The sequence below is a fragment of the Roseateles sp. genome (assembly GCF_039929605.1).
Lineage (GTDB): Bacteria > Pseudomonadota > Gammaproteobacteria > Burkholderiales > Burkholderiaceae_C > Pelomonas.
On record NZ_JBDSQX010000199.1, the window covers coordinates 1 to 21,076 of the forward strand.

A 21,076-nucleotide genomic window follows, 5' to 3' on the forward strand; every position below is an offset into this window, starting at 1 on the left:
CATCGCCCCTTCACGCCGGTTAACGCCGGCTGCACGCCGGGCTCACCAGGAATGCAAATGCCGCGTCGCCCGAGCGACGCTGTCTTCAGGTTTTCTCGTAAGCACGGCGTGCAGCCGGCGTTAGGCGGGCCGGCGGTGCGATGCATGGTGCTAGAGACAAGGACAGCAGCGAGAGCGCAGCGGGTCGCTTCGGGGCGGGGCCCAGTGCCAAACCCGCCAAGCTGCTGGAGTGCGGATTTAGCGCCTCTCTTTTGGTGACTTTGCTCTGGCGCAGCAGAGAAAAGTTACCCGCCCGCCGGGGCGGACTCCCGGCAACACGGCAGCGAGCTGCAAAGGACTCCACGCAAAAGCAACCCAACCCACCGAGCCGCCAAAAGAAACGGGCCCCGCTTGGAGCCCGTACTCAAATCTCAGTACGACTTCGACTTACTCGCCCGTCTTGGCCTCAGCCTTGCGCTCCAGCGGCGCCTTCGAGGCAATCACTGGCTGGCCCTTGAGCTTGTTCAGCGCCTGGGCGAGCGGGAAGTCTTCGGCCGAGCCGAACTCGGGCAGCGGCTTGGGCGGCTCGGCGCGCTTGGCGAACTCGGCCTCGGCCTTGACGCGCGCTTCGCGGGCCTGGGCGCGGGCTTCCTCTTCCTCGGGGCCGTTGGCGAGATGCTTCTCGAGATCGGCTTCGCGGGTGCGCAGCGCGGCGAAGACGTTGCCCTCGGCGGTTTCGTCCAGCGCCACATCAGGCACGATGCCCTTGGCCTGGATGGAGCGGCCGGACGGCGTGTAGTAACGCGCCGTGGTGATCTTGATCGCGGTGTCCGGGCCCAGCTGGCGCACGGTCTGCACCGAGCCCTTGCCGAAGGTCTGCACGCCCATCACAACGGCGCGGTGGTGATCCTGCAGCGCGCCGGCGACGATCTCGCTGGCGCTGGCCGAGCCTTCGTTCACCAGCACCACCAGCGGCACATTCTTCAACGCGGCGGGCAGGCGCTTGAGCGGGTCGTCACCGCCGCGGCGGCGGTAGTCGTCGGGGCTGGCCTTGTAGCTGGCCTTGGACTCGGGGATCTGGCCATTGGTCGACACGACCTCGACGTCCTTGGGCAGGAAGGCGGCGGAGACGGCGACGGCGCCGTCGAGCAGGCCGCCCGGGTCATTGCGCAGGTCCAGCACCAGGCCCTTCAGGTGGGGTTCCTGCTTGTAGATCTCTTCGAGCTTCTTGGCGAAGTCGTCGACGGTGCGGTCCTGGAACTGGCTGACGCGCAGCCAGGCATAGCCGGGCTCCATGACCTTGGCTCGCACGCTCTGGACCTTGATCTCCTCGCGGACGATGGTGATGGGGAAGCTGCGGTTCTCGGCCTTGCGGTAGATCGTGAGGCTGACCTTGGTGGCCGGGTCGCCGCGCATCTTCTTGACGGCTTGATCGATGGACAGGCCGCGCACGGCGGTGTCGTCGATGCGGCTGATCAGGTCGCCGCTCTTCAGGCCGGCGCGGAAGGCGGGTGAGCCTTCGATGGGCGAGACGATCTTGATCAGGCCGTCTTCCATGCCGATCTCGATGCCGACGCCGACGAACTTGCCGCTCGTGCCTTCACGGAATTCCTTGAAGGACTTCTTGTCGAAGAACTGGGAGTGCGGGTCCAGCCCGGCCACCATGCCGCCGATCGCGTCGTTGATGAGCTTTTTCTCGTCGACCTGCTCGACGTACTCAGCCTTAACCAGGCCGAAGACGGCAGCGAGCTGCTGCATCTCGTCCAGGGGCAGGGGGGACAGGGCACTGCGCGCGTTGGCTTGCAGCTGCATGGTGGTGAGTGCACCTGCGACGGCGCCGAGGGCAACCCAACCGGCGACTTTCAATCTGGAGCTCATGAAGGCGAGTCCTGTCATCAACGTGGTCCCGTCAAAAACAGCTTGACAGGTGCGTTCAGTGTAGCGGCGGGGTGTGTAGGCGAAGGTCGATTTACCCGCCAGAAGCCCTTCAAATCGAGGTCGCAGTGATGGATTACGCGGGCGTTACGTCTCGTGCCTTGTGCACACACGCTGTCGAGAATCATGGAGCGGGTGCTCAGCAACGCAGCTTCTGCCCGGCAAGCGAGCAGGAGGTGAGCGGCTGGCCCAGCGTGTCGAAAGCCCGCAGCAGCCAGCCCTGGGGTGTGGCGGTGAGCAGGGTGAAGCCGAACTCGGCGTGGCTCTGGAAGGTCTCCAGGCTGGCGCCGGGCAGGGGCTCGGCCGCCAGTGCGGCGCGCGTGTCGATGCGGCCAGTAGTTGCCGAGCCGCCGTTGCCGATGACGAGACTGGCCGGCTGGTTGCTCGCGAAGCCCAACACCTGGTGGATGTGCAGATGGCCGTGCAGGGTGGCCTGCACGCCGGGCGGGAAGAGGCGTGCGCCGAAAGCGTCCTGCAGCAGCGGCGTGAGGCCGGAGCGCGCCGGGCCCGGCTTGCCGCTGGCGCCCGGGCTGTAGGCGAGGCTGGGGTGGTGGCTCAGGAACAAACTCTGGGCGCGTTGGCTGGCCAGCTCGGTGACGCGATCCAGCTGCTGGCGCCAGCGCGCCCAGGCGGGCGAGTCCACCGGCGGCGTGGCGTCGCCGACCTCGGAAGAGTCGAACACGATGAGCTGGCTGCGCGACGACAGCGGCACGGCGAAAGGCGCGGTGAAGTCGCCTTCGCTGATGCCGTCATTCAACCCCGGCCCGGCCTGCGCGCAGGCACGCGCCGGGCCGGTCTCGGCATCCAGGTAGCGCAGCCAGCCCTGGCCGGCGCGCGAGCAGGCCTCGTGGTTGCCGCGCACGAAGACCCACGGCGCGGCCGCCAGCAGTGCCGTGGCCGGCCTGAAGAAGTCGGCCTGCCAGGTGTCGTCGCCATAGCCCCAGGGGCTTTGGGCGCAGCCGGCCATGCCGCTCGGGCAGGGGCTTTCGCGGTAGTGGTAGTCACCGACGTGGATGACGAGGTCGGGCTTGAGCACCAGCGCCCGGGCCAGCACCCGCGGGAAGGCCCAGCCGGCAGGGTCGTTGCAGGGCTGGAAGTTCCGGCCCGAGGCCTTGAGGCGGCAGCCGGTGTCGCCGATGACGACGATGCGGCGCGGCTCGGCCTTGGGCGCGTTCAGCGTGATGGCGCCGACCTGCACGCTGGTTGCGTCGGCCGGGAACGGCGCCTCGCAGGCCCGCAGCGTGAAGCTCGTCGGCTTGCCGGCCGGTTGCTTTTTGCCCGGAGGCTGAGGCTCGTCGCCGGGCGCGCTGCGCTCCTGCATGACGGCGCTGGCGCCGGCCCAGCGCATCGTCGGGCAGGCCTCGCCCGTCAGCGCGCGCACCACCCAGCCGGGGCCGGCCACCGCCTGCACCCAGGCCTGCTGCAGGCCGAGGGGGGCAGGTGGCGGCGCAGCCGGTGACGGGGTGGTGCAGCCGGCCACGGCCAACAGGGCTGCCAGCAGGCCGGTCAGAACGGCAAAGGACGGCGAAGGGAAACGCGCGCAATGAATCATGTGTCGATCAACTGTGTGAGCGGCGACAGATTAGCGTCGTCGCGGTGGTGCCAGCCGGTAGATTGCCGGGCATCCCTACTTCGCTGCCCGCCATGCCCTTTGCGAGCCGTCTTGCCAGCCGTCTTGCCCTGCTTGCCTTGGCCCTCTCGTCGTCGGCAATTGTGTCGACGGTCCATGCCGCTCAGATCGGCACCATTCCTCCCGCTCAACCGCTGACGGCCGAGCGTGTGGCAGCGCTGCCGGCTGGAGAGCGCGCTGCATGGGCAGCCTACCTCGCCCGCTCCGATGCTCAACGTGCCGCCGACCGTGCGGCACTGGCGGCCGAGCGCAAGGGCATGGCGACCTGGCCGGTGCCGCCCGAGGGCGGGCATGCGGAAGGCAGCATGCCGCTGACCAAGCCTGCGCACTGGTACGCCAGTGACGCTGCGCTGCTGGTGGCGCGCAACATCTTGAGCTACCAGACACCGGCCGGCGGCTGGGGCAAGAACCAGCCGCGCGCCCGCGCGCCGCGCCAACCCGGCCAAGACTATGTGGCCGACAACAACAACAAGCGGGCGACGCCGGGCGACTTCGATCGGGCGCAGGACGCCAAGTGGAGCTATGTCGGCACCATCGACAACGACGCCACCATCACCGAGATCCGTTTCCTGGCGTTGGCGGCTGCGCAGCACCCGGGTGCTGCGGGCGATGTCTATCGCCAGGCGGCGCAGCGCGGCGTGGCCTATCTGCTGGCCGCGCAGTTCCCCAACGGCGGCTGGCCGCAGGTGTGGCCGCTGCAGGGCGGCTACCACGACGCCGTGACGATGAACGACAACGCGCAGGTGGAGGTGACCGAGCTGATGGGCGCCATCGCGCGGGGAGAGGCGGGCTTCGGCGCGTTGCCGGCGGCCCAGCGCAGCGCCGCTGCGGCGGCCGAAGCGAAGTCCGTGCAGCTGCTGCTTGCCACGCAGATCCGCGTCAACGGCAAGCTCACGCTGTGGGCGCAGCAGCACGACGCGCTGACGCTGGCGCCGGCGTCTGCCCGCAACTACGAGCCGCCGGCGCTGAGCAGCGGCGAGAGCGCCAAGGCGCTGGAATTCCTGATGAGCCTGCCAGACCCGTCGCCCGCTGTCGTGCAAGCCGTGCGCGCGGGCGTCGCGACGCTGCGAGCCGTTGCGGTGAGCGACCGGGCGTTTGTGAAGACGGAGGACGGCCGCAAGCTGGTGGTGCAGCCGGGTGCCGGCCCGCTGTGGGCGCGCTACTACGACCCCGCCACGCTCAAACCCGTCTTCGGCGACCGCGACAAGAGCCTGCACGATGACGTCAACGGCATCAGCGCCGAGCGCCGCAACGGCTATGCCTGGTGGGGCACCTGGCCGGTGAAGACGCTGGCGGCCTACGACGCCTGGGCCACGCGCTGGGTCAAACCTTGAGCTGAGAGCAAAGGGTTCGGCGACCGTCAGGCCTGGGTGTAGGCCGTCTTGACCGTCGTGTAGAACTCGGCTGCGTTGCGGCCTTGCTCGCGCGGGCCGTAGCTGCTGCCCTTGCGGCCGCCGAAGGGCACGTGATAGTCCACGCCCGCCGTTGGCAGGTTGACCATCACCATGCCCGCCTGCGCATGGCGCTTGAAGTGGGTGGCGTACTTCAGCGAGGTGGTTGCGATGCCGGCGGCCAGGCCGAACGGCGTGTCGTTGCTCAGTGCCAGCGCTTCTTCGTAGTCGCGGGCGCGCAGCACGCTCACCACGGGGCCGAACACCTCCTCGCGGTTGATGCGCATGGCCGGCGTCGTGTCGGTGATGAGGGCCGGCGTCAGGTAGAAGCCCGGCGCGCCGCCCGCGTTGTGCTCGACGTGCTCGCCGCCTTGGGCGAGCTTGCCGCCTTCACTTTTAGCGATGCCGATGTAGTCGGTGTCCTGGCCGAGCTGGCTGGCGTCGACGACCGGGCCGATGTCCGTGCCGGCCTTGCGGGCGTCGTCCACCTTCAGCGTCTTCATCTTTTCGACCATCGCGGCGATGAAGCGGTCGTGGATGCCTTCGGTGACGATGAGGCGGCTGGACGCCGTGCAGCGCTGACCGGTCGAGAAGAAGCCGCTGTTGACGGCGGCGTTGACGGCCACGGCCAGGTCGGCGTCGTCCAGCACGATCATCGGGTTCTTGCCGCCCATCTCCAACTGGAACTTGGCCATGCGCGACACGCAGGCGGCGGCCACCTTTTGGCCGGTGCCGACCGAGCCAGTGAAGCTGATGGCCGCCACGCGCGGGTCGTGCAGCAGCTTCTCGCCAACCACCGAGCCGCGGCCCATGACGAGGTTGAACACACCCTGCGGCAGGCCGCTGCGCGAAATGATCTCGGCCAGCGCCCAGGCCGAGCCCGGCACCAGATCGGCCGGCTTGAAGACGACGCAGTTGCCGTAGGCCAGTGCCGGCGCGATCTTCCAGGCGGGAATCGCGATGGGGAAATTCCACGGCGTGATGAGGCCGACGACGCCAATGGCTTCGCGCGTCACTTCCACGCCGACGCCGGGGCGCACCGAAGGCATCACCTCGCCGCCCGGGCGCAGCGCCTCGCCGGCGAAGAACTTGAAGATGTAGCCCGCGCGTCCGACTTCGCCGATGGCCTCGGGCAGCGTCTTGCCTTCCTCACGGGCCAGCAGGTCGCCCAGCTCGGCACGGCGGGCTAGGATCTCGGTGCCGATGGCGTCGAGGATGTCGAAGCGCTGCTGCGGCGTGGAGAGGCTCCAGGCCGGGAAGGCGGCGGTGGCGGCCGTGATGGCCAGCTCGGCCTGCGCCGCGTCGGCCTGCGCGTATTCGCCGACCAGGTCGCGCGTGTCGGACGGGTTGATGTTGCGCGAGACGGCGACGCCGTCCAGCCATTCACCGGCGATGAGGTTCTTATGCATGGTGGAAGCTCCTGGTCTGGGGAAGAAGGGAACACAGCCACAGAGGCACAGAGACACAGAGGAATTCGGTTGCAGGCGCCATCCCGCTCTCTCTGTGCCTCTGTGGCTGTGTTGGATTTGTCTTGCGGGTCAACGGTCCAGGGCGGGCCGCTTGGGGTTGAAGGTCCAGTTCGGAATCAGGAACTGCATCGCGATGGCGTCGTCGCGGGCACCCAGGCCGTGCTGTTTGTAGAGCTGGTGCGCCTTCTCGACCTCGGCCATGTCGAGCTCGACGCCGAGGCCGGGCTTGGCCGGCACCAAGACGCGGCCGCCGACGATCTGCAGCGGGTCTTTCGTCAGGCGCTGGCCGTCCTGCCAGATCCAGTGCGTGTCGATGGCCGTGACCTTGCCGGGCGCGGCGGCGCCGACGTGCGTGAACATGGCCAGCGAGATGTCGAAGTGGTTGTTGGAGTGCGAGCCCCAGGTCAGCCCCCAGTCGCGGCAGGTCTGCGCCACGCGCACCGAGCCGGCCATGGTCCAGAAGTGCGGGTCGGCCAGCGGGATGTCCACACTCTGCAGCGACAGCGCGTGCGTCAGCTGGCGCCAGTCGGTGGCGACCATGTTGGTGGCTGTGAGCAGGCCGGTGGCGCGGCGGAACTCGGCCATCACCTCGCGGCCCGAGAAGCCGTCTTCGGCGCCGCAGGGGTCTTCCGCGTAGGCGATGACACCGCGCATGTCGCGCATCAGGCGGATCGCGTCCTTCAGCAGCCAGCCGCCGTTGGGGTCCAGCGTCACGCGGGCGTCGGGGAAGCGCTCGTGCAGCGCGCGGATGGCCTCGACTTCCTCGTCACCGCGTAGCACGCCGCCCTTGAGCTTGAAGTCGTTGAAACCGTAGCGCTCGCGGGCGGCCTCGGCGAGCTTCACCACCGCCTCGGGCGTCAACGCGGCCTCGTGGCGCAGGCGGCTCCAGGCGTTGTCGGCATCGGGCTCCGAGTTGTAGGGCAGGTCGGTCTTCGTGCGGTCACCGACGTAGAACAGATAGCCAAGCATTTCCACCGCATCGCGCTGCTGGCCTTCGCCGAGCAGCGCCGCGACGGGCAGCCCGAGGTGCTGGCCGAGCAGGTCCAGCATCGCCGACTCGATGGCCGTCACCGCGTGGATGGTGGTGCGCAGATCAAACGTCTGCAGGCCGCGGCCGCTGGCGTCGCGGTCGGCGAAGGCCTTCTGCACGGTCTGCAGCAGGCCCTGGTGCGAGCCGACGGGCTGGCCGACGACGAGGCTGCGTGCGTCTTCCAGCGTCTGGCGGATCTTCTCGCCGCCGGGCACCTCGCCCACGCCGGTGTGGCCGGCGCTGTCGGTCAGGATCAGCAGGTTGCGGGTGAAGAAAGGCGCGTGCGCACCGCTGAGGTTGAGCAGCATGCCGTCGCGCCCGGCAACCGGGATGACGCGCAGTTCTTCGATGACGGGAGTGGAACTGCTCATGGAGAAACTCAATCAGCGGTGATCTTGCGATCTGTAATCACTTTCTTCCAGCGCTCGAACTCGGCGTGCTGGAAGGCGGTGAACTGTTCGGGCGTGTTGGCGACGATCTCGAAGCCCTGCTCCAGCAACTTGGGCTTGATGTCGGGCGCGTTCAGCGCGGCGACGATGCCGGCGTGCAGCTTGGCCTTGATGTCCGCCGGCAGGCCCTTGGGCGCGGCCACGGCTTGCCAGGAATAGACCTGCAAGCCCTTGATGCCCAGCTCGTCCATCGTCGGCACCTCGGGCAGCACCGGTGAGCGCTTGGCGCTCGTGATGCTCAGCGCGCGGAGCTTGCCGGCCTTGATCTGCGGCAGCGCGGTGTTGACGTTCATGAAGCTGGCGTCCACCTGGTTGCCCAGCAAGTCGGTCATGACCGGGCCGCCGCCCTTGTACGGGATATGCAGGCCACTCGTGCCCGTCTGCTGCCAGAAGAGTTCTGCGGTGATGTGGTCGCTTGAGCCATTGCCGGAAGAGGCGAAGCTCATCTTGCCGGGGTTGGCCTTCTCGTAGGCGATGATCTCGGCCATGCTCTTGTGGGCCGAGGCGACCGGCACGACCAGCACATTCGGTGCTTGAACGGCCACGCTGATGTAGTCGAGGTCCTTGGTCGGGTCGTAGGCCAGGTTCTTCAGCAGGTGCGGGCCGATGACCAGCGGGCCCAGCGACGTGACGAGGAGGGTGTAGCCGTCTGCCGGCGCGCGCTTGACGGCCGTGGTGCCGATGGTGCCGCCGGCCCCGCCGCGGTTGTCGACGACGAAGCTGCCGCCGAGCGACTCCTGCAGCTTGACGCCCAGCATGCGCGCGATGGAGTCGCTGGAGCCGCCGGGCGGGAAGGGCACCAGCAGGGTCACCGGCTTGGCGGGCCAGGCTTGGGCGAGTGCGGCGGTGGTAGCAGTGGCGCCAAGTGACAGGACGATCAGCGCAGTCAGCAGTTTTTTCATGGCTTGTCTCCGGGTTGTCGTTTGATGAAAAACCTATTGCGGGCCGAGCTTGGAGATCAGCGCGCCGAGCTGGTCCACCTCGGCCGCAGCCAAGTCGGACAACGGCGGGCGCACCGGGCCGGCCGTGTGGCCCACCAGCGTGGCGCCGGCCTTCACGATGGACACGGCATAGCCCTCGCCCTTGTTGCGCAGCGCCACGTAGGGGATGAAGAAGTCGCGGATCAGGCGGTCGCAGGTGGCGGTGTCATTGGCCGCATGCGCGTTGTAGAACTCCATCGCCGTTTTCGGGATGAAGTTGAAGACGGCCGACGAGTAGACCGGGCAGCCCATCGCCTTGTAGGCACCGGCGAACAGCTCGGCCGTGGGCAGGCCGCCCAGGTAGGCGAAGCGGTCGCCCAGCGTCTGGCGGATGGAGACGAACTTCTCGATGTCGCCCAGGCCGTCCTTGAAGCCGATCAGGTTGGGGCAGCGGTCGGCCAGCACTTGCAGCGACGCGGGCGTGAGCTTGCAGGCGCCACGGTTGTAGACGACGACGCCGAACTTGACGCTCTTGCAGACGGCCTCGACGTGGGCGATCAGGCCGTCCTGGCTGGCTTCGGTCAGGTAGTGGGGCAGCAGCAGCACGCCCTGGGCGCCGAGGCGTTCAGCTTCCTGTGCGTACTGGATGGCCACGCGGGTGCCGCCACCAGCGCCGGCCAGGATGGGCGTGCGGCCACGGCAGGTGTCGAGTGCCACCTTGATGACGTCGCTGTACTCGCCCGGCTCCAGCGAGAAGAACTCACCCGTGCCGCCCGCCGCGAACAGCGCCGAGGCGCCGTAGGGCTGCAGCCACTCCAGCCGCTCGGCGTAGGGCTTGGGCGCGAAGTTGAGCTGCGCGTCGAAGTCGGTCAGCGGGAAGGACAGCAGGCCGGCTTCGAGGACGGCTTTGAGTTCTTGAGGCGACATGGGGCGAGGTCTCCGTGAGGTGTTGGGGTAACGGGGGGCTCGACGACCGGCTGGCGGCGAGTGTCTAAGTTGTAGGTCATCGTACAACTTCAGTCAAATCCACAAAGGCTAGGGGAAACCCGCAAATGCGGTTTCTTTACCGGCGGCTCAGGCCAGCAGCGCTTGCGCCTTGCGGCGGCGTTCGCGGCTGTTGCTGAGGTGGGTGCGCATGGCCGCGCGGGCCGATTCGGCGTCTTGGCTGGCGATGGCGTCGAGGATGCTTTCATGCTCGGCGTTCACGCGCCGCATGTAGGCCAACCGTTCTGCCGTCATGTCGACCGTCGGCTCCAGCCGGGACCGCGGAATGATCTGGCTGCCCAGCGTCGACATCAGCTCGGCGAAGTGGTCGTTCTGCGTGGCGCGGGCAATCTCCAGGTGGAACTGGAAGTCCGCCGCGACCGAGTCATGCCCGCCCTCAACGGCCGCGATGACCGCATCCAGCGCCTTGCGCAGCGCGGTCAGGTTGGCTTCGCTGCGGCGCTGCGCGGCCAGCCCGGCGGCCTCGGTCTCCAGGCCGATGCGCAGTTCCAGCACGGCGATGACGTCTTGCAGCGTGCTGAACTGCTCCGGCGTGATCTTGAAGGATGGCGCGTCGCCGGCACCCAGCACGAAGGTGCCGATGCCGTGCCGTGTCTCGACCAGCCGGGCCGCCTGCAGCTTGGAGATGGCCTCGCGCACGACGGTGCGGCTGACCTCGAACTCCGCCATGATGGCCGCCTCGGTGGGCAGCTTGTCACCGGTCTGCAACTGGCCGGTGCGGATGCGATCACCGAGCGAATCGACCAGTTCGAGGGCCAGCGTGCGGGGCCGACGGCGGGCGGGCGCTTGATTCAAGGGTTTTCCCGTATTTTTGACGTGAGCTGGCCGTCTAAAGTGACGTAAGTTGTACGACAACTAGACGACGTACAACAATCATCGAACTGTAGCAACCCGCGACGCTGACATGACTGCTGTTTCCCCCCGCCCGCCCCTGACGCTGCGCATGCGCGCCGAGGACAACGTCGCCATCGTCGCCAACGACGGTGGCTTGGCCCAGGGCACCGTGCTGCCCGACGGCATCCCCGGCGCCGGCCTGGCGCTGCTCGACAAGGTGCCGCAGGGCCACAAAGTCGCGCTGCGCGACATCGCCGAGGGCGAGGTGGTGCTGCGCTACGCCGTGCCCATCGGCTATGCGCTCAAACCCATTCCCGCCGGCAGCTGGGTGCATGAACGCCTGCTGCAGATGCCCGCCGCGCGTGCGCTCGAAGGCCTGCCCATCGCCACCGTGACGCCGCCCGTGGCCGAGCCGCTGGAAGGCTTCACCTTCGAGGGCTACCGCAACAAGGACGGCTCGGTCGGCACACGCAATATCCTGGCCATCACGACCACCGTGCAGTGCGTGGCCGGTGTCGTCGCCCAGGCCGTGGCGCGCATCAAGGCCGAGCTGCTGCCCGTGTACCCGAACGTCGATGACGTCATCGGCCTGGAGCACAGCTATGGCTGCGGTGTGGCCATCGATGCGCCCGACGCCAACATCCCCATCCGCACGCTGAAGAACATCTCGCTGAACCCCAACTTCGGCGGCGAGATCATGGTGGTGAGCCTGGGCTGCGAGAAGCTGCAGCCCGCGCGCCTGCTGCCGCCGGGCAGCTTCCCGATCACCGATGAGCGCGACCCGGCGAGCGGCCCCGAGACGATCTGCCTGCAGGACGACGTGCACGTCGGCTTCATGTCCATGCTCGACGACATCGTGCAGAGCGCCAAGCCGCACCTCGCACGCTTGAACGCCCGCAAACGTGAGACGGTGCCGGCGAGTGAGCTGGTCGTCGGCGTGCAATGTGGCGGCAGCGACGCCTTCTCCGGCGTGACGGCCAACCCGGCCGTCGGCTTCTGCGCCGACCTGCTGGTGCGCGCTGGCGCCACCATCATGTTCAGCGAGAACACCGAGGTGCGCGACGCCGTCGAGCAGCTCACCAGCCGCGCCGCCACGCCGGAGGTGGCCGACGCCATCATTCGCGAACTCGGCTGGTACGACCGCTACCTCGACCGCGGCCGCGTCGATCGCTCGGCCAACACGACGCCCGGCAACAAGGCCGGCGGCCTCTCCAACATCGCCGAGAAGGCGATGGGCTCCATCATCAAAAGCGGCAGCTCGGCCATCTCACATGTGCTCTCGCCGGGCGAGAAGCTGCGGCCCGACCAGCGCGGCCTCGTCTACGCCGCCACGCCGGCCAGCGACTTCATCTGCGGCACGCTGCAGTTGGCCGCCGGCATGAACCTGCACATCTTCACGACCGGCCGGGGCACGCCCTACGGCCTGGCCGAATGCCCGGTCGTCAAGGTCGCCACGCGCACCGACCTGGCCCGCCGCTGGCACGACTTGATGGACATCAACGCCGGCCGCATCGCCGACGGCGAGGCGAGCATCGAAGAGATGGGCTGGGAGATGTTCCGCCTGCTGCTCGACGTGGCCAGCGGCCGCAAGAAGACCTGGGCCGAGCACTGGAAGCTGCACAACAGCCTGGTGCTGTTCAATCCGGCGCCGGTGACCTGAGACGGCTGCCGCTAGGTCCCGCCGTCGCCGCGCGGCCCGCGAGCCGTTGCGCCAGCTCCGCGCGTCGCCGGCACAGCAGCCCGTATTGGCGCTGCGCGCGCACCAGCGCGACGACGGCCAGCGCCAGCATCGCGGCGAACACCAGTGCCGCCGGCCAGGCCGCCGGGATGCCGGCCAACATGGCCACGGCCAGCGCGCCGGCCAGCGCCACCGCGCTGAACAGCGCCGCCAGGCGCGCCGCCACCACCCGCTGCCAGCCCAGCAGCACCCGGCGCGACGTCAGCACCCAGGCGGCGTAGGCCACCCAGCACAGGCCCATGCCGGTCATGACGGCGAAAGCCGCCGCGGTCCTGGGCGGCAGCGCCGGCTCGGTGGCCCACAGCGAGCCCACGACGGCCGACATCGTGGACGCCGCCAGCAACAGCAGCACATGGCCCACGCGTGAGCGCGTCGAAAGCTCTTGGTCGAGCAGCGCGGAAACAGAGGGCGTGTCCATCATCGTTCTCCATGGATGCCAAGTTGATGCCTGAGCAGGCGGCGAGCCCGGTGCAGGCGGGACTTCACCGTGCCCACCGGCACGGTCAGCACCTGGGACACTTCGTCCAGCGACAGCGCCTGCAGGTAGAACAGCGTCAGCACCTCGCACTCCAGCGTGGGCAGGCGGGCCAGGCCATCCTGCAAGGCGGCCAGCTCCGCCTCCAATGCGAGCGCCCCGTCGTCGACGGGCAGGGCCTCCAGGTCCACGTCGTTGTCCGACATCAGCGGCAACCTGTACTGCTCGCGCAGGCGGTCCATCAGCACCCGGTGCGCGATGCCGAACAGCCAGGGCCTGAGCTTGCCGCCGTCACGCAGTCGGGCAATGCCGCGCAGCACCCGCAGCCAGACGTCCTGGGTGACGTCGTCCGCAGTGGCGTCGCTGCCGGCGAGCTGCCGTGCGTAGCGCCACAGCGGCTGCTGCCAGCGGGCGATCAGCTCGTCAAACGCCGGGCGCTCGCCGAGCTGGCAGCGCACCACCAGCCATTCATCGGCCAGGGGATCGTGGGTGGGCTTGTTGGCGGGGCTCATGGTTGTGCCGGAGGCAGGCCCTCGAAGCGCAGTGGCGGCAGTGTGACGTGCGTCGGCAGGTCGCCCTCGCCGCGCAGGAAACGCCGCAGCAGCCCGCGCATCTGCGGGTTGCCGAACACGTCGAACTGGTGGGCCGCGTTCTCCACCACAACCAGATGGGCTCGCGGCAGCGCCGCCGCGATCTCGCGGGCGTTCTCCACGGGCGTGCGCGCATCCAGGTCGCCCGCCAGCAGCAGCGTGGGCACCGGGACGGCGACCGGCTGGCGGAACGCCTCTGCCAGCGGCTGTGCCTGCCAGGCGCCGTGCAGGTGGCGGCCGGGCCAGTTCATCGCGTCGCCCAGCACCGCGCCGGCCGCCTCGCGCTCGATGCGCGCGCGGCGCTCGGCGCTGGCGTCCGAGCTCAGGTCCATCATGTGCTTCATCGCCGATCCCACGCCGGCCTGGCGGCGCAGGAGCAAGGCCAGCGGGCCGATGCGGCGGAAGTCACCCGCCGCCATCTCCCGTGCCGCCGCAGGCAGCGTGGCGAGGGCGCGTGGATCGCCGATGACTTGCGCGATCACCCACTGCAGGTCCAGCGCGCCCATCACCAGGCCCACGCTGCGGCCGGTGGCCGGGTCTGGCACGTCCAGGCGCAGGGGCGCCCGTGCGAGGCGGGTCGTGGCCTCGCGCAACTGCGCCAGCATCTCGGGGGCGCCGGCGCGCTCGGCAATGCGCTGCAGCACCGTGTCCGTCCGGGACGGCAGCTTCCAGGTGTGGTCCGGCCCTTCCGGGCCGATGAGCACCATGCGCTCGACCTGCTCCGGGTGCCGGCGCGCGGTCGCCAGCGCGAGATGGCTGCCATAGCTGCGGCCCCACAGGCTCCACCGCGCCTCGCCCAGGGCCTGCCGGACCGCGTCGATGTCGTCGGCACTTTCCTCGGTGTTGTAGGCCTGCAGCCGGATGCCGCGTGCCCGCATCTCGGCGGCCACGGCACGGCTGGCCCGCTCGTGCGCGCCGCCCTTTGCTTCCAAGTCGCGATTGCAGCCATGGCGGCAATGCTCGCGCATCGACCAAGCCATATTCAAGGTGCCACTCCCAGCCGCTTACAGTTAGGTGGTCGCTATGTCAGACGCGAAGAATGCCTGTCTCCGGCGCGACGGAGGCGACCTACCTTCTTCCCATAACTCCGCGCTGGAGCGGTATGCGGGCGCCTGCCACCTAGCCCTTCCTCAACCTTGATGAAGCAGGTCGATCTGGGTGGTTTGATGCCAATTCAGAACACATACATTGGAAAGTGACGGCGCCTCGAAGCGACAACAGTCGGCATTCGGATCTCGTCTTTCGACCCTACAGGAGGCCCCTTTGATACCAAAGTATGAAGTCTGGATTCGCCTTAGCAGAGGCGTCTTCCCGTCCCGCAGCCCAAAGATGCAGGCACTCGATACGTCCATCAAAGCGTATGGAGAGAGTCCATCCCGCGCAGCTTGGCTCAATGTGAGAGCTTCCTGGGTTGCATTCAGGGATGACGCAAAGATTCCGTCACCCAGCCCACACCCAGCCCTGGCCGGTCTCCAGGATGAATTCAAAGAGAAGTTGGCTACCAACCTGAAACCGGCCCGGCCGTTCTTGATGAGAAAGCTAGTGGACGGATCGAGCCTTGTGCCGCTGCCAGCCAGCGCGGCGGCAAATGCGAGTTCCAGTTCAAGCTCAAGCGCGCACTCGTACTCCGACTCCGACTCCGACTCCGACGACGAAGATTGCTGGTTCTATCACTCAACCTCCCATACGAATTTGGTAAGCATTCAGACCACAGGCCTGCTTCCGCAGTTTGGTGGTCGCGGCGGCTCCGGCACGATAGTGGGTGGCGCGACGGGCGATGCCTATAACAAGGCATCGGAAAAGGTCGTGCATGGGACGCCTGACAAGCCAACAGCCAAGAAGTACGCGCTGCTAAGAGAGTCGCCCGCAGACTTCATCAAAATCTATGGGGATGTCGGCAAGCTAAGGGATAGGCCCGAACCCAGTGAAATTGGGGAGTTGGCCATCGTTTTGCGCTTCAGAAAAAGCCACGGCTTGAAATGGGAACAAGATCCCAGTGAGACAATGGGGGGGAAAACCACGTCGGCCATACCTCGTACGGCCATCGAAGCGCTGACCACCGAAGGGTGGGTCAAGCTTGAAGCCCTTTCTGGATTGGCAGAAGCACTTCAAGGTGAGCCAGATGGTTCTGCTTCGAGTTCAAGCAGTTCGAGTTCCGTGCGCTAATACAACTCATGATTCGGCGTCGTACAACCTCTGGTCGCACGTGATCTGCAGGAAACAGCCCGGTAGGTTGGGGCAAGCAAAGCGAACCCCAACGTCTTGAGCGTTGGCCAGGGCTGCGGCTAGGAGATGAAATCCCGCAGGATCGGGGTCGAATCTAAACCCCTAACTTGAACCTTCAACCCGACCTCCAACCACCTGACGGCCGTGCGTCGGCGGCGCCGCGTGTAGCTTCAGCTACGACGCCTTGGGCGACGTATCGCAGAACGCAGCGCCATAGATAGCTGAACTGGTGCCCAGCAATGCTGCATGGCCGCCTTGACGAGCCCTTCCAGGCGCGCTGCCCCTTCACCCTCTGGCTCTATGCTCGGCCGCCATGAACACCCAACAGCCGCCGACAGTGGACCCAACCGAACCCCAAACCGCCCTCGAAGGCGTGGCGCAAGTCGTCGCCGAACCCTTGCGCTTCAAGGCCAAGCTGGCCATCGGCGAGAACGCCTATGCCTCCCTGCGCATGATCAATCGCACCCGGGAGGTGTGGGACGTGCTGGGCTCCGCAGGCGCGGGGGCGGCCCTCGTGAAGTCGGGTGTGTTGGGCATCGGTGCGGCCACCACGCCCATCGGCTGGGTGGCACTCGCTGCCGTGGCCTCCGGCGGCGCCTGCTACGGCCTGTACCGCTGGCTGGGCGACACCAAGGGCTCGCGCATCATCGAGATCCCAAAGTTCCTGAACACGCCGCTGGACGCGCTGGGCCTGGCCCTGTTCGACCTCATCGCGCCGCTGGCGCTGCGGCTGGCCGCGGTGGATGGCAGCGTCGAGCCCGCCGAGCGGGCGGCGTTGGTGCAGCACCTGGTGGGTGACTGGGGCCTGGACGCCGCCTTCGTCACGCAGGCCATCGCGCAGATCGAGCCGGGCGTCATGCAAGGCTCGGTCGAGGAGATGGCGGCCGAGCTGTCGGCCTTCTTGCATGCCAACCCCGACTGCAACCACCCCGCCATCGCCACCGATCTCGGCGAGTTCCTGCGCCGGCTGCTGGAAGCCGGCGGGCCGCTGACCGAGGCCGAGGAGGCGGCGCTGGCGGCCAGCCTGGCGCTGTTGCTACAAGAGCCGGACGGACCGCTCACCAAGGCGTGGGGCACGGCCAGCTCGATGGCCAGATCGGGTGCGGGCAAGGCGGCCCAGCAGGTGGGCAATTCGGCCAAGGAGGCCGCCGACTGGACGCGCGAGCGCCTGCCGTCGCCGGAGGAACTGCAAGCAGCAGCCGGCACCGTGGCGAGCAAGGCCTGGCACGGTGCCAAGTCGGGTGCCGAGCAATTGAGCACGTCAGCCAAGGACGCCGCCGACTGGACGCGCGAGCGCCTGCCGTCGCCCGAGCAGTTGCAGGCCGCGACGAGCACAGCCGCGACGCAGGTGCAGCAGACCGTGCAGAAGGCCGCGTCATGGGCGCAGGACAAGCTGCCGGCGCCCGACCAGATCGAGGATGCCGCGAAGCGCACGCTGGGCCTGGCCAAGGCGGGCCTCGAGCGGATCAAGAAGCGGGCTGGCCGCTGAGCTGCAGCCTCACCACCTCAGTTATCCATTCAGCATTCGCGGCACCCGCGACGCATGAAAGAGCCTTCGGGCCGAGCGCCGGGCCGCCCCAAGCCGGCCCGGTGGGCGATGTGCTTGCCGGTCGATCCGGCAAGCATCGCCGTCCCCCCGGAGGCTGAGGCCGGACACGGCAAGTCCTGTGGACTTGGCGCGCCTGCCGAAGAGCTGCCGCTCCGCCGGCTGCGCGGTCTGCAAGACCGACTGGGCTGGCCCGCGTTCAGCGGCGAAAGACCGGGCGGGGGCTCACTTTCATTTCAACCCAGCGTCGGCTGCGTGAGCCGGTAGCCCGCCAGCGCCGCAGCGCCGACGGCGATCGCGTCGTCCCCGAAGCGGGATACGCGCAGCGCCGGCTCAGACAGCCCCGCCGCCTGGGCGTACTGCTGCAGCGTCTCGCGCACCGGCGCCAGCAGTGCGTCGCCCAAGGCCACTGCGGCGCCGCCCAGCACGATGCAGGCCGGGTCATAGGCGGCGGCCAGGTTCTGCAGCAGCACGCCCAGGTAACGCCCGGCCTTGGCCACGGCAGCAGGGGTCGGTGCTTGCTCGCCCTGCTGCATGAGGGCGCGGCTGCCGATGAGCGCCTCCGCGCAGCCGCGGCGGCCGCAGGAGCAGAGCGGGCCGTCGATCTGCAGCACCATGTGGCCGACCTCGCCGGCCAGGCCGCGCGCGCCGGTCAGCAGCCGGCCGCCCACGACGAGGCCCGCGCCGACGCCTTCGCCGACGAGCACCAGCAGCAGCGGATCGGCCATGGGCGAAGGGTTGAACTCGGTCTCGCCTAGAGCGGCGACATCGGCATCGTTCTGCATGAAGATGGCCACGCCGGACAGCGGCGTGCCACGCAGCGCCGCCTGCAGCAGCGCACCAAAGGGCACATGGTGCCAGTCGAGGTGAGGTGCGAAGACGAGCTGGTTGTGGGCCTGGTCCACGCCGCCGGGCAGGCCCAGGCCGATGCCGATGATGCGCTGCGTCTCGCCGAGCGCCTCGGTCGTGTCCAGCAGCGTGCGGGTCAGCGCCAGGATGCAGACGTCGACCTCCCGGTCGGTGTCGTAGGTGGCGCTGCTGGCCGACAGGACCTCGCCCGTCAGCGAGGTCAACACCACGCGCACGTGGCCGATGCCCACCTGAGCGCCCAGCAGCAGCATCCGCGTCGGGTCGACGAACAACGGCGTCGGGCGGCGGCCGACGTCGCCGGTGATGAGCACCTCGCGCTCCAGCAGCCAGCCCTCGTCGATCAGCTCACGCGCGAGCGCGCTGACAGTGGATTTCGTCAGGTTGAGCGCGTGGGCCAGGTCCACCCGTGACTGGCCCGGCTGCACGCGCAACTGGCGGATCAAGGCCATGCGGTTGGCGCGCTTGAGCTGCGCCTGCCCGCTGCTGCTCTCGGCTTTCATCGGCATGGCTTTCATCAGCATTTCAGCGTCCTTTGGATTGACGCCAGGCGGCGTAGTCGGCGGCCACATCGGGGTCGGTCGGCGGGTACAGGCCCAGCACGCTGCGGCCGGCCATGACCTTCTCCTGCACGTAGTCCTCGAAGACGGTCATCTCGACCGCTTCGTTAGCGACGTCGTCGGCGATGTGGGCCGGGATGACGATGACGCCCTCGGCATCGCCGACGATCACGTCGCCGGGAAACACCGGCGCGTCGCCGCAGCCGATGGGCTCGTTGATGGCGATGGCCTGGTGCAGCGTCAGGTTGGTGGGGGCGCTGGCGCGCGAGTGGTAGGCAGGCATCGTGTATTTGGCGATGTCGGGGCTGTCGCGGAAGCCGCCATCGGTGACGACGCCGGCCGCGCCGCGCACCATCAGCCGCGCGACGAGGATGCCGCCGGCCGACGCGGCACGCGCGTCCTTGCGGCTGTCGATGACGAGCACCGAGCCTGCAGGAATTTCCTCTACGGCCTTGCGCTGCGGGTGGGCGCGGTCCTGGAAGACGGCGATGCCGTTCAGGTCTTCGCGGGCCGGCATGTAGCGCAGCGTGTAGGCGGGGCCGACCATGTTCGGCAGGCCGGCGTTGAGCGGGCGCACGTCCTGGATGAACTGGCCGCGCAGGCCGCGCTTGAACAGCGCGGTGCAGAGCGTGGCGGTGCTGACGCCCATCAGCTTTTTACGGGTGTCGGGGTTCATGTTGTTGAGGCTCAATAGATGACCGGCTCCGGCACCGGCGCGCCAAAGCTGGTTTCAAGGAAGTCGAAGTCGCAGCCTTCGTGGGCTTGCAGGATGTGGCGGCCGAACATCCAGCCGTAGCCGCGTTCGTAGCGGGCGGGTGGCGGTGTCCAGGCGGCGCGGCGGGCGGCCATCTCATCCTCGCTGACTTCGAGGTGAATGCTGCGACCCGGCACGTCGACGGTGATGCGGTCGCCCGTCTTCACCAGCGCCAGCGGGCCGCCGACGAAGGCCTCGGGGCTGCAGTGCAGCAGGCAGCCGCCGTAGCTAGTGCCGCTCATGCGGGCGTCCGAAAGGCGCAGCATGTCGGTCACGCCAAGTTTCAGCAGCTTGGTCGGGATGGGCAGCATGCCCCACTCCGGCATGCCGGCGCCCTTGGGGCCGGCGTTGCGCAGCACGAGGATGTCGTCGCCGGTCACGTCCAGCTCGGGGTTGTCGACGGCGGCCTTCAGGCTCGGGTAGTCATCAAACACCAGCGCGCGGCCGGTGTGCTGCAGCAGGTGGGGCGCGACGGCGCTGGGCTTGATGACGACGCCGTTTGGCGCGAGGTTGCCGCGCAGCACGGCGAGCGCGCCCTCGGCGTAGATGGGGTTGTCGAGCGGGCGGATCACGTCGGCATTGAAGACCTCGGCGCCGGTGATGTTCTCGGCCACCGTGCGGCCGTTGACGGTCAGCGCAGTGAGGTCCAGCTTGTCCCTCATCACGTTCATCAACGCAGGCAGGCCGCCCGCGTAGAAGAAGTCTTCCATCAGGTAGGCATCGCCGCTGGGCCGGATGTTGGCGATGACGCCGACATGGCGGCTGGCCGCGTCGAAGTCGTCCAGCGTGACCGGCAGCCCGGCGCGGCGGCTGATGGCCACCAGGTGAATGATGGCGTTGGTGCTGCAGCCCATGGCCATGGCGACGGCGATTGCGTTGGCGAAACTTCCTTTGCTGAGCAGCTTCGCCGGCGTCAGATCTTCCCAAACCATCTGCACGATGCGGCGGCCGCACTCGGCCGACATGCGCGGGTGATTCGCATCTGGCGCAGGGATGCTGCTGGCGCCCGGCAGCGTGAGGCCAAGCGCCTCGGCGATGCCCATCATGGTGGCGGCCGTGCCCATCGTCATGCAGGTGCCGTGGCTGCGCGCGATGCCGGCTTCCATCTCGGCCCATGACTTGTCAGAGAGTCGGCCGGCGCGGCGTTCGTCCCAGTACTTGAAAGCGTCGCTGCCGCTGCCCAGCACCTGGCCGCGCCAGTTGCCGCGCAGCATCGGCCCGGCGGGCAGGTAGATGCAGGGCAGGCCCATGCTGATGGCGCCCATCAGCAGGCCCGGCGTGGTCTTGTCGCAGCCGCCCATCAGCACGGCGCCGTCCACCGGGTGGCTGCGCAGCAGCTCCTCCGTCTCCATCGCCAGGAAGTTGCGGTAGAGCATGGAGGTCGGCTTGACCATGCTCTCGCTCAGCGAAATGGCCGGCAGCTCCAGCGGCCAGGCGCCGGCTTGCAGGATGCCGCGCTTGACGTCTTCCACCCGCTGCTTGAAGTGGGTGTGGCACTGGTTGGCATCGCTCCAGGTGTTGACGATGGCGATGACCGGCTTGCCGATGAAATCTTCCGGCCCGTAGCCCATCTGCAGCACGCGGCTGCGATGGCCGAAGCTGCGGAAGTCGTCCTTGGCAAACCAGCGCCCGCTGCGCAGGTCTTCGACTTTCTTCATCGCGCCTGTTCCCTGGCCTC

At 68.3% G+C, this 21,076-nt stretch carries 17 protein-coding genes; 4 read left to right on the top strand and 13 right to left on the bottom strand.

What is annotated here, in order from left to right; all coding sequences use genetic code 11:
* Positions 1 to 426 precede the first annotated feature (426 nt).
* Together ABIS05_RS26800 and ABIS05_RS26805 are read right to left on the bottom strand one after the other, a co-directional pair.
* Positions 427 to 1,857, bottom strand: coding sequence for a S41 family peptidase (locus ABIS05_RS26800; RefSeq protein ID WP_348009717.1), 1,431 nt, complete (start codon positions 1,855 to 1,857; stop codon positions 427 to 429).
* Positions 1,858 to 2,053: 196 nt separating this feature from the next.
* Positions 2,054 to 3,466: a metallophosphoesterase gene (locus tag ABIS05_RS26805; protein WP_348009718.1), complete on the bottom strand. Its 1,413-nt coding sequence runs from the start codon at positions 3,464 to 3,466 to the stop codon at positions 2,054 to 2,056.
* 92 nt (positions 3,467 to 3,558) lie between these two features.
* Between ABIS05_RS26805 and pelA the strand changes: the two genes are divergently transcribed.
* A complete protein-coding gene (pelA, locus tag ABIS05_RS26810; RefSeq protein ID WP_348009719.1) occupies positions 3,559 to 4,878 on the top strand; it encodes a pectate lyase in 1,320 nt (439 codons plus the stop codon).
* Between the two features lie 26 nt (positions 4,879 to 4,904).
* Here the strand turns inward: pelA and ABIS05_RS26815 are convergent, their stop codons facing one another.
* From ABIS05_RS26815 to ABIS05_RS26835, 5 genes are all read right to left on the bottom strand, one after another.
* Positions 4,905 to 6,344, bottom strand: a complete 1,440-nt coding sequence (locus ABIS05_RS26815; RefSeq protein ID WP_348009720.1) for an aldehyde dehydrogenase family protein — start codon at positions 6,342 to 6,344, stop codon at positions 4,905 to 4,907.
* A gap of 129 nt (positions 6,345 to 6,473) precedes the next feature.
* Positions 6,474 to 7,805 (bottom strand): glucarate dehydratase, encoded by a 1,332-nt coding sequence (gene gudD / locus ABIS05_RS26820; protein WP_348009721.1) that lies wholly within the window; start codon positions 7,803 to 7,805, stop codon positions 6,474 to 6,476.
* An 8-nt stretch (positions 7,806 to 7,813) separates the two neighbouring features.
* Entirely contained in the window at positions 7,814 to 8,785 is a 972-nt protein-coding gene (locus tag ABIS05_RS26825; RefSeq protein WP_348009722.1) for a tripartite tricarboxylate transporter substrate binding protein, read from the bottom strand.
* A 33-nt stretch (positions 8,786 to 8,818) separates the two neighbouring features.
* Positions 8,819 to 9,730 carry a 5-dehydro-4-deoxyglucarate dehydratase gene (gene kdgD, locus ABIS05_RS26830; RefSeq protein WP_348009723.1) on the bottom strand — a complete coding sequence of 304 codons (912 nt, stop codon included), beginning with the start codon at positions 9,728 to 9,730 and terminating at the stop codon, positions 8,819 to 8,821.
* Between the two features lie 147 nt (positions 9,731 to 9,877).
* Positions 9,878 to 10,603: a FadR/GntR family transcriptional regulator gene (locus ABIS05_RS26835; protein WP_348009724.1), complete on the bottom strand. Its 726-nt coding sequence runs from the start codon at positions 10,601 to 10,603 to the stop codon at positions 9,878 to 9,880.
* A gap of 109 nt (positions 10,604 to 10,712) precedes the next feature.
* On the opposite strand from ABIS05_RS26835, the gene garD reads away from it, so the two are divergent.
* The gene (gene garD, locus ABIS05_RS26840; protein ID WP_348009725.1) at positions 10,713 to 12,302 is read left to right on the top strand and encodes a galactarate dehydratase; all 1,590 of its coding nucleotides are present in this window, start codon (positions 10,713 to 10,715) and stop codon (positions 12,300 to 12,302) included.
* Here the strand turns inward: garD and ABIS05_RS26845 are convergent.
* Genes ABIS05_RS26845 through ABIS05_RS26855 form a run of 3 tightly spaced genes read right to left on the bottom strand, consistent with a single transcriptional unit; the run spans position 12,280 to position 14,425 of the window.
* The gene (locus tag ABIS05_RS26845) at positions 12,280 to 12,798 is read right to left on the bottom strand and encodes a hypothetical protein (protein WP_348009726.1); all 519 of its coding nucleotides are present in this window, start codon (positions 12,796 to 12,798) and stop codon (positions 12,280 to 12,282) included. The genes garD and ABIS05_RS26845 overlap by 23 nt on opposite strands.
* A complete protein-coding gene (locus ABIS05_RS26850; protein WP_348009727.1) occupies positions 12,798 to 13,367 on the bottom strand; it encodes a sigma-70 family RNA polymerase sigma factor in 570 nt (189 codons plus the stop codon). Before ABIS05_RS26850 ends, ABIS05_RS26845 begins: the two co-directional genes overlap by 1 nt.
* Positions 13,364 to 14,425, bottom strand: a complete 1,062-nt coding sequence (locus ABIS05_RS26855; protein ID WP_348063370.1) for an alpha/beta hydrolase — start codon at positions 14,423 to 14,425, stop codon at positions 13,364 to 13,366. The genes ABIS05_RS26850 and ABIS05_RS26855 overlap by 4 nt, the downstream gene beginning before the upstream one ends.
* A 349-nt stretch (positions 14,426 to 14,774) precedes the next feature.
* Here ABIS05_RS26855 and ABIS05_RS26860 point away from each other — a divergent pair, with 349 nt between their 5' ends.
* Both ABIS05_RS26860 and ABIS05_RS26865 read left to right on the top strand, forming a co-directional pair.
* Positions 14,775 to 15,611: a hypothetical protein gene (locus tag ABIS05_RS26860; protein WP_348009729.1), complete on the top strand. Its 837-nt coding sequence runs from the start codon at positions 14,775 to 14,777 to the stop codon at positions 15,609 to 15,611.
* Positions 15,612 to 15,984: 373 nt separating this feature from the next.
* Positions 15,985 to 17,160: a hypothetical protein gene (locus tag ABIS05_RS26865; RefSeq protein ID WP_348009730.1), complete on the top strand. Its 1,176-nt coding sequence runs from the start codon at positions 15,985 to 15,987 to the stop codon at positions 17,158 to 17,160.
* Between the two features lie 293 nt (positions 17,161 to 17,453).
* Here the strand turns inward: ABIS05_RS26865 and ABIS05_RS26870 are convergent, their stop codons facing one another.
* Genes ABIS05_RS26870 through araD form a run of 3 tightly spaced genes read right to left on the bottom strand, consistent with a single transcriptional unit; the run spans position 17,454 to position 21,056 of the window.
* The gene (locus tag ABIS05_RS26870) at positions 17,454 to 18,608 is read right to left on the bottom strand and encodes an ROK family transcriptional regulator (RefSeq protein ID WP_348009731.1); all 1,155 of its coding nucleotides are present in this window, start codon (positions 18,606 to 18,608) and stop codon (positions 17,454 to 17,456) included.
* Between the two features lies 1 nt (position 18,609).
* Positions 18,610 to 19,320 (bottom strand): ribonuclease activity regulator RraA, encoded by a 711-nt coding sequence (locus ABIS05_RS26875; RefSeq protein ID WP_348009732.1) that lies wholly within the window; start codon positions 19,318 to 19,320, stop codon positions 18,610 to 18,612.
* Positions 19,321 to 19,331: 11 nt separating this feature from the next.
* A complete protein-coding gene (araD, locus tag ABIS05_RS26880) occupies positions 19,332 to 21,056 on the bottom strand; it encodes an L-arabinonate dehydratase (protein ID WP_348009733.1) in 1,725 nt (574 codons plus the stop codon).
* Positions 21,057 to 21,076 lie beyond the last annotated feature (20 nt).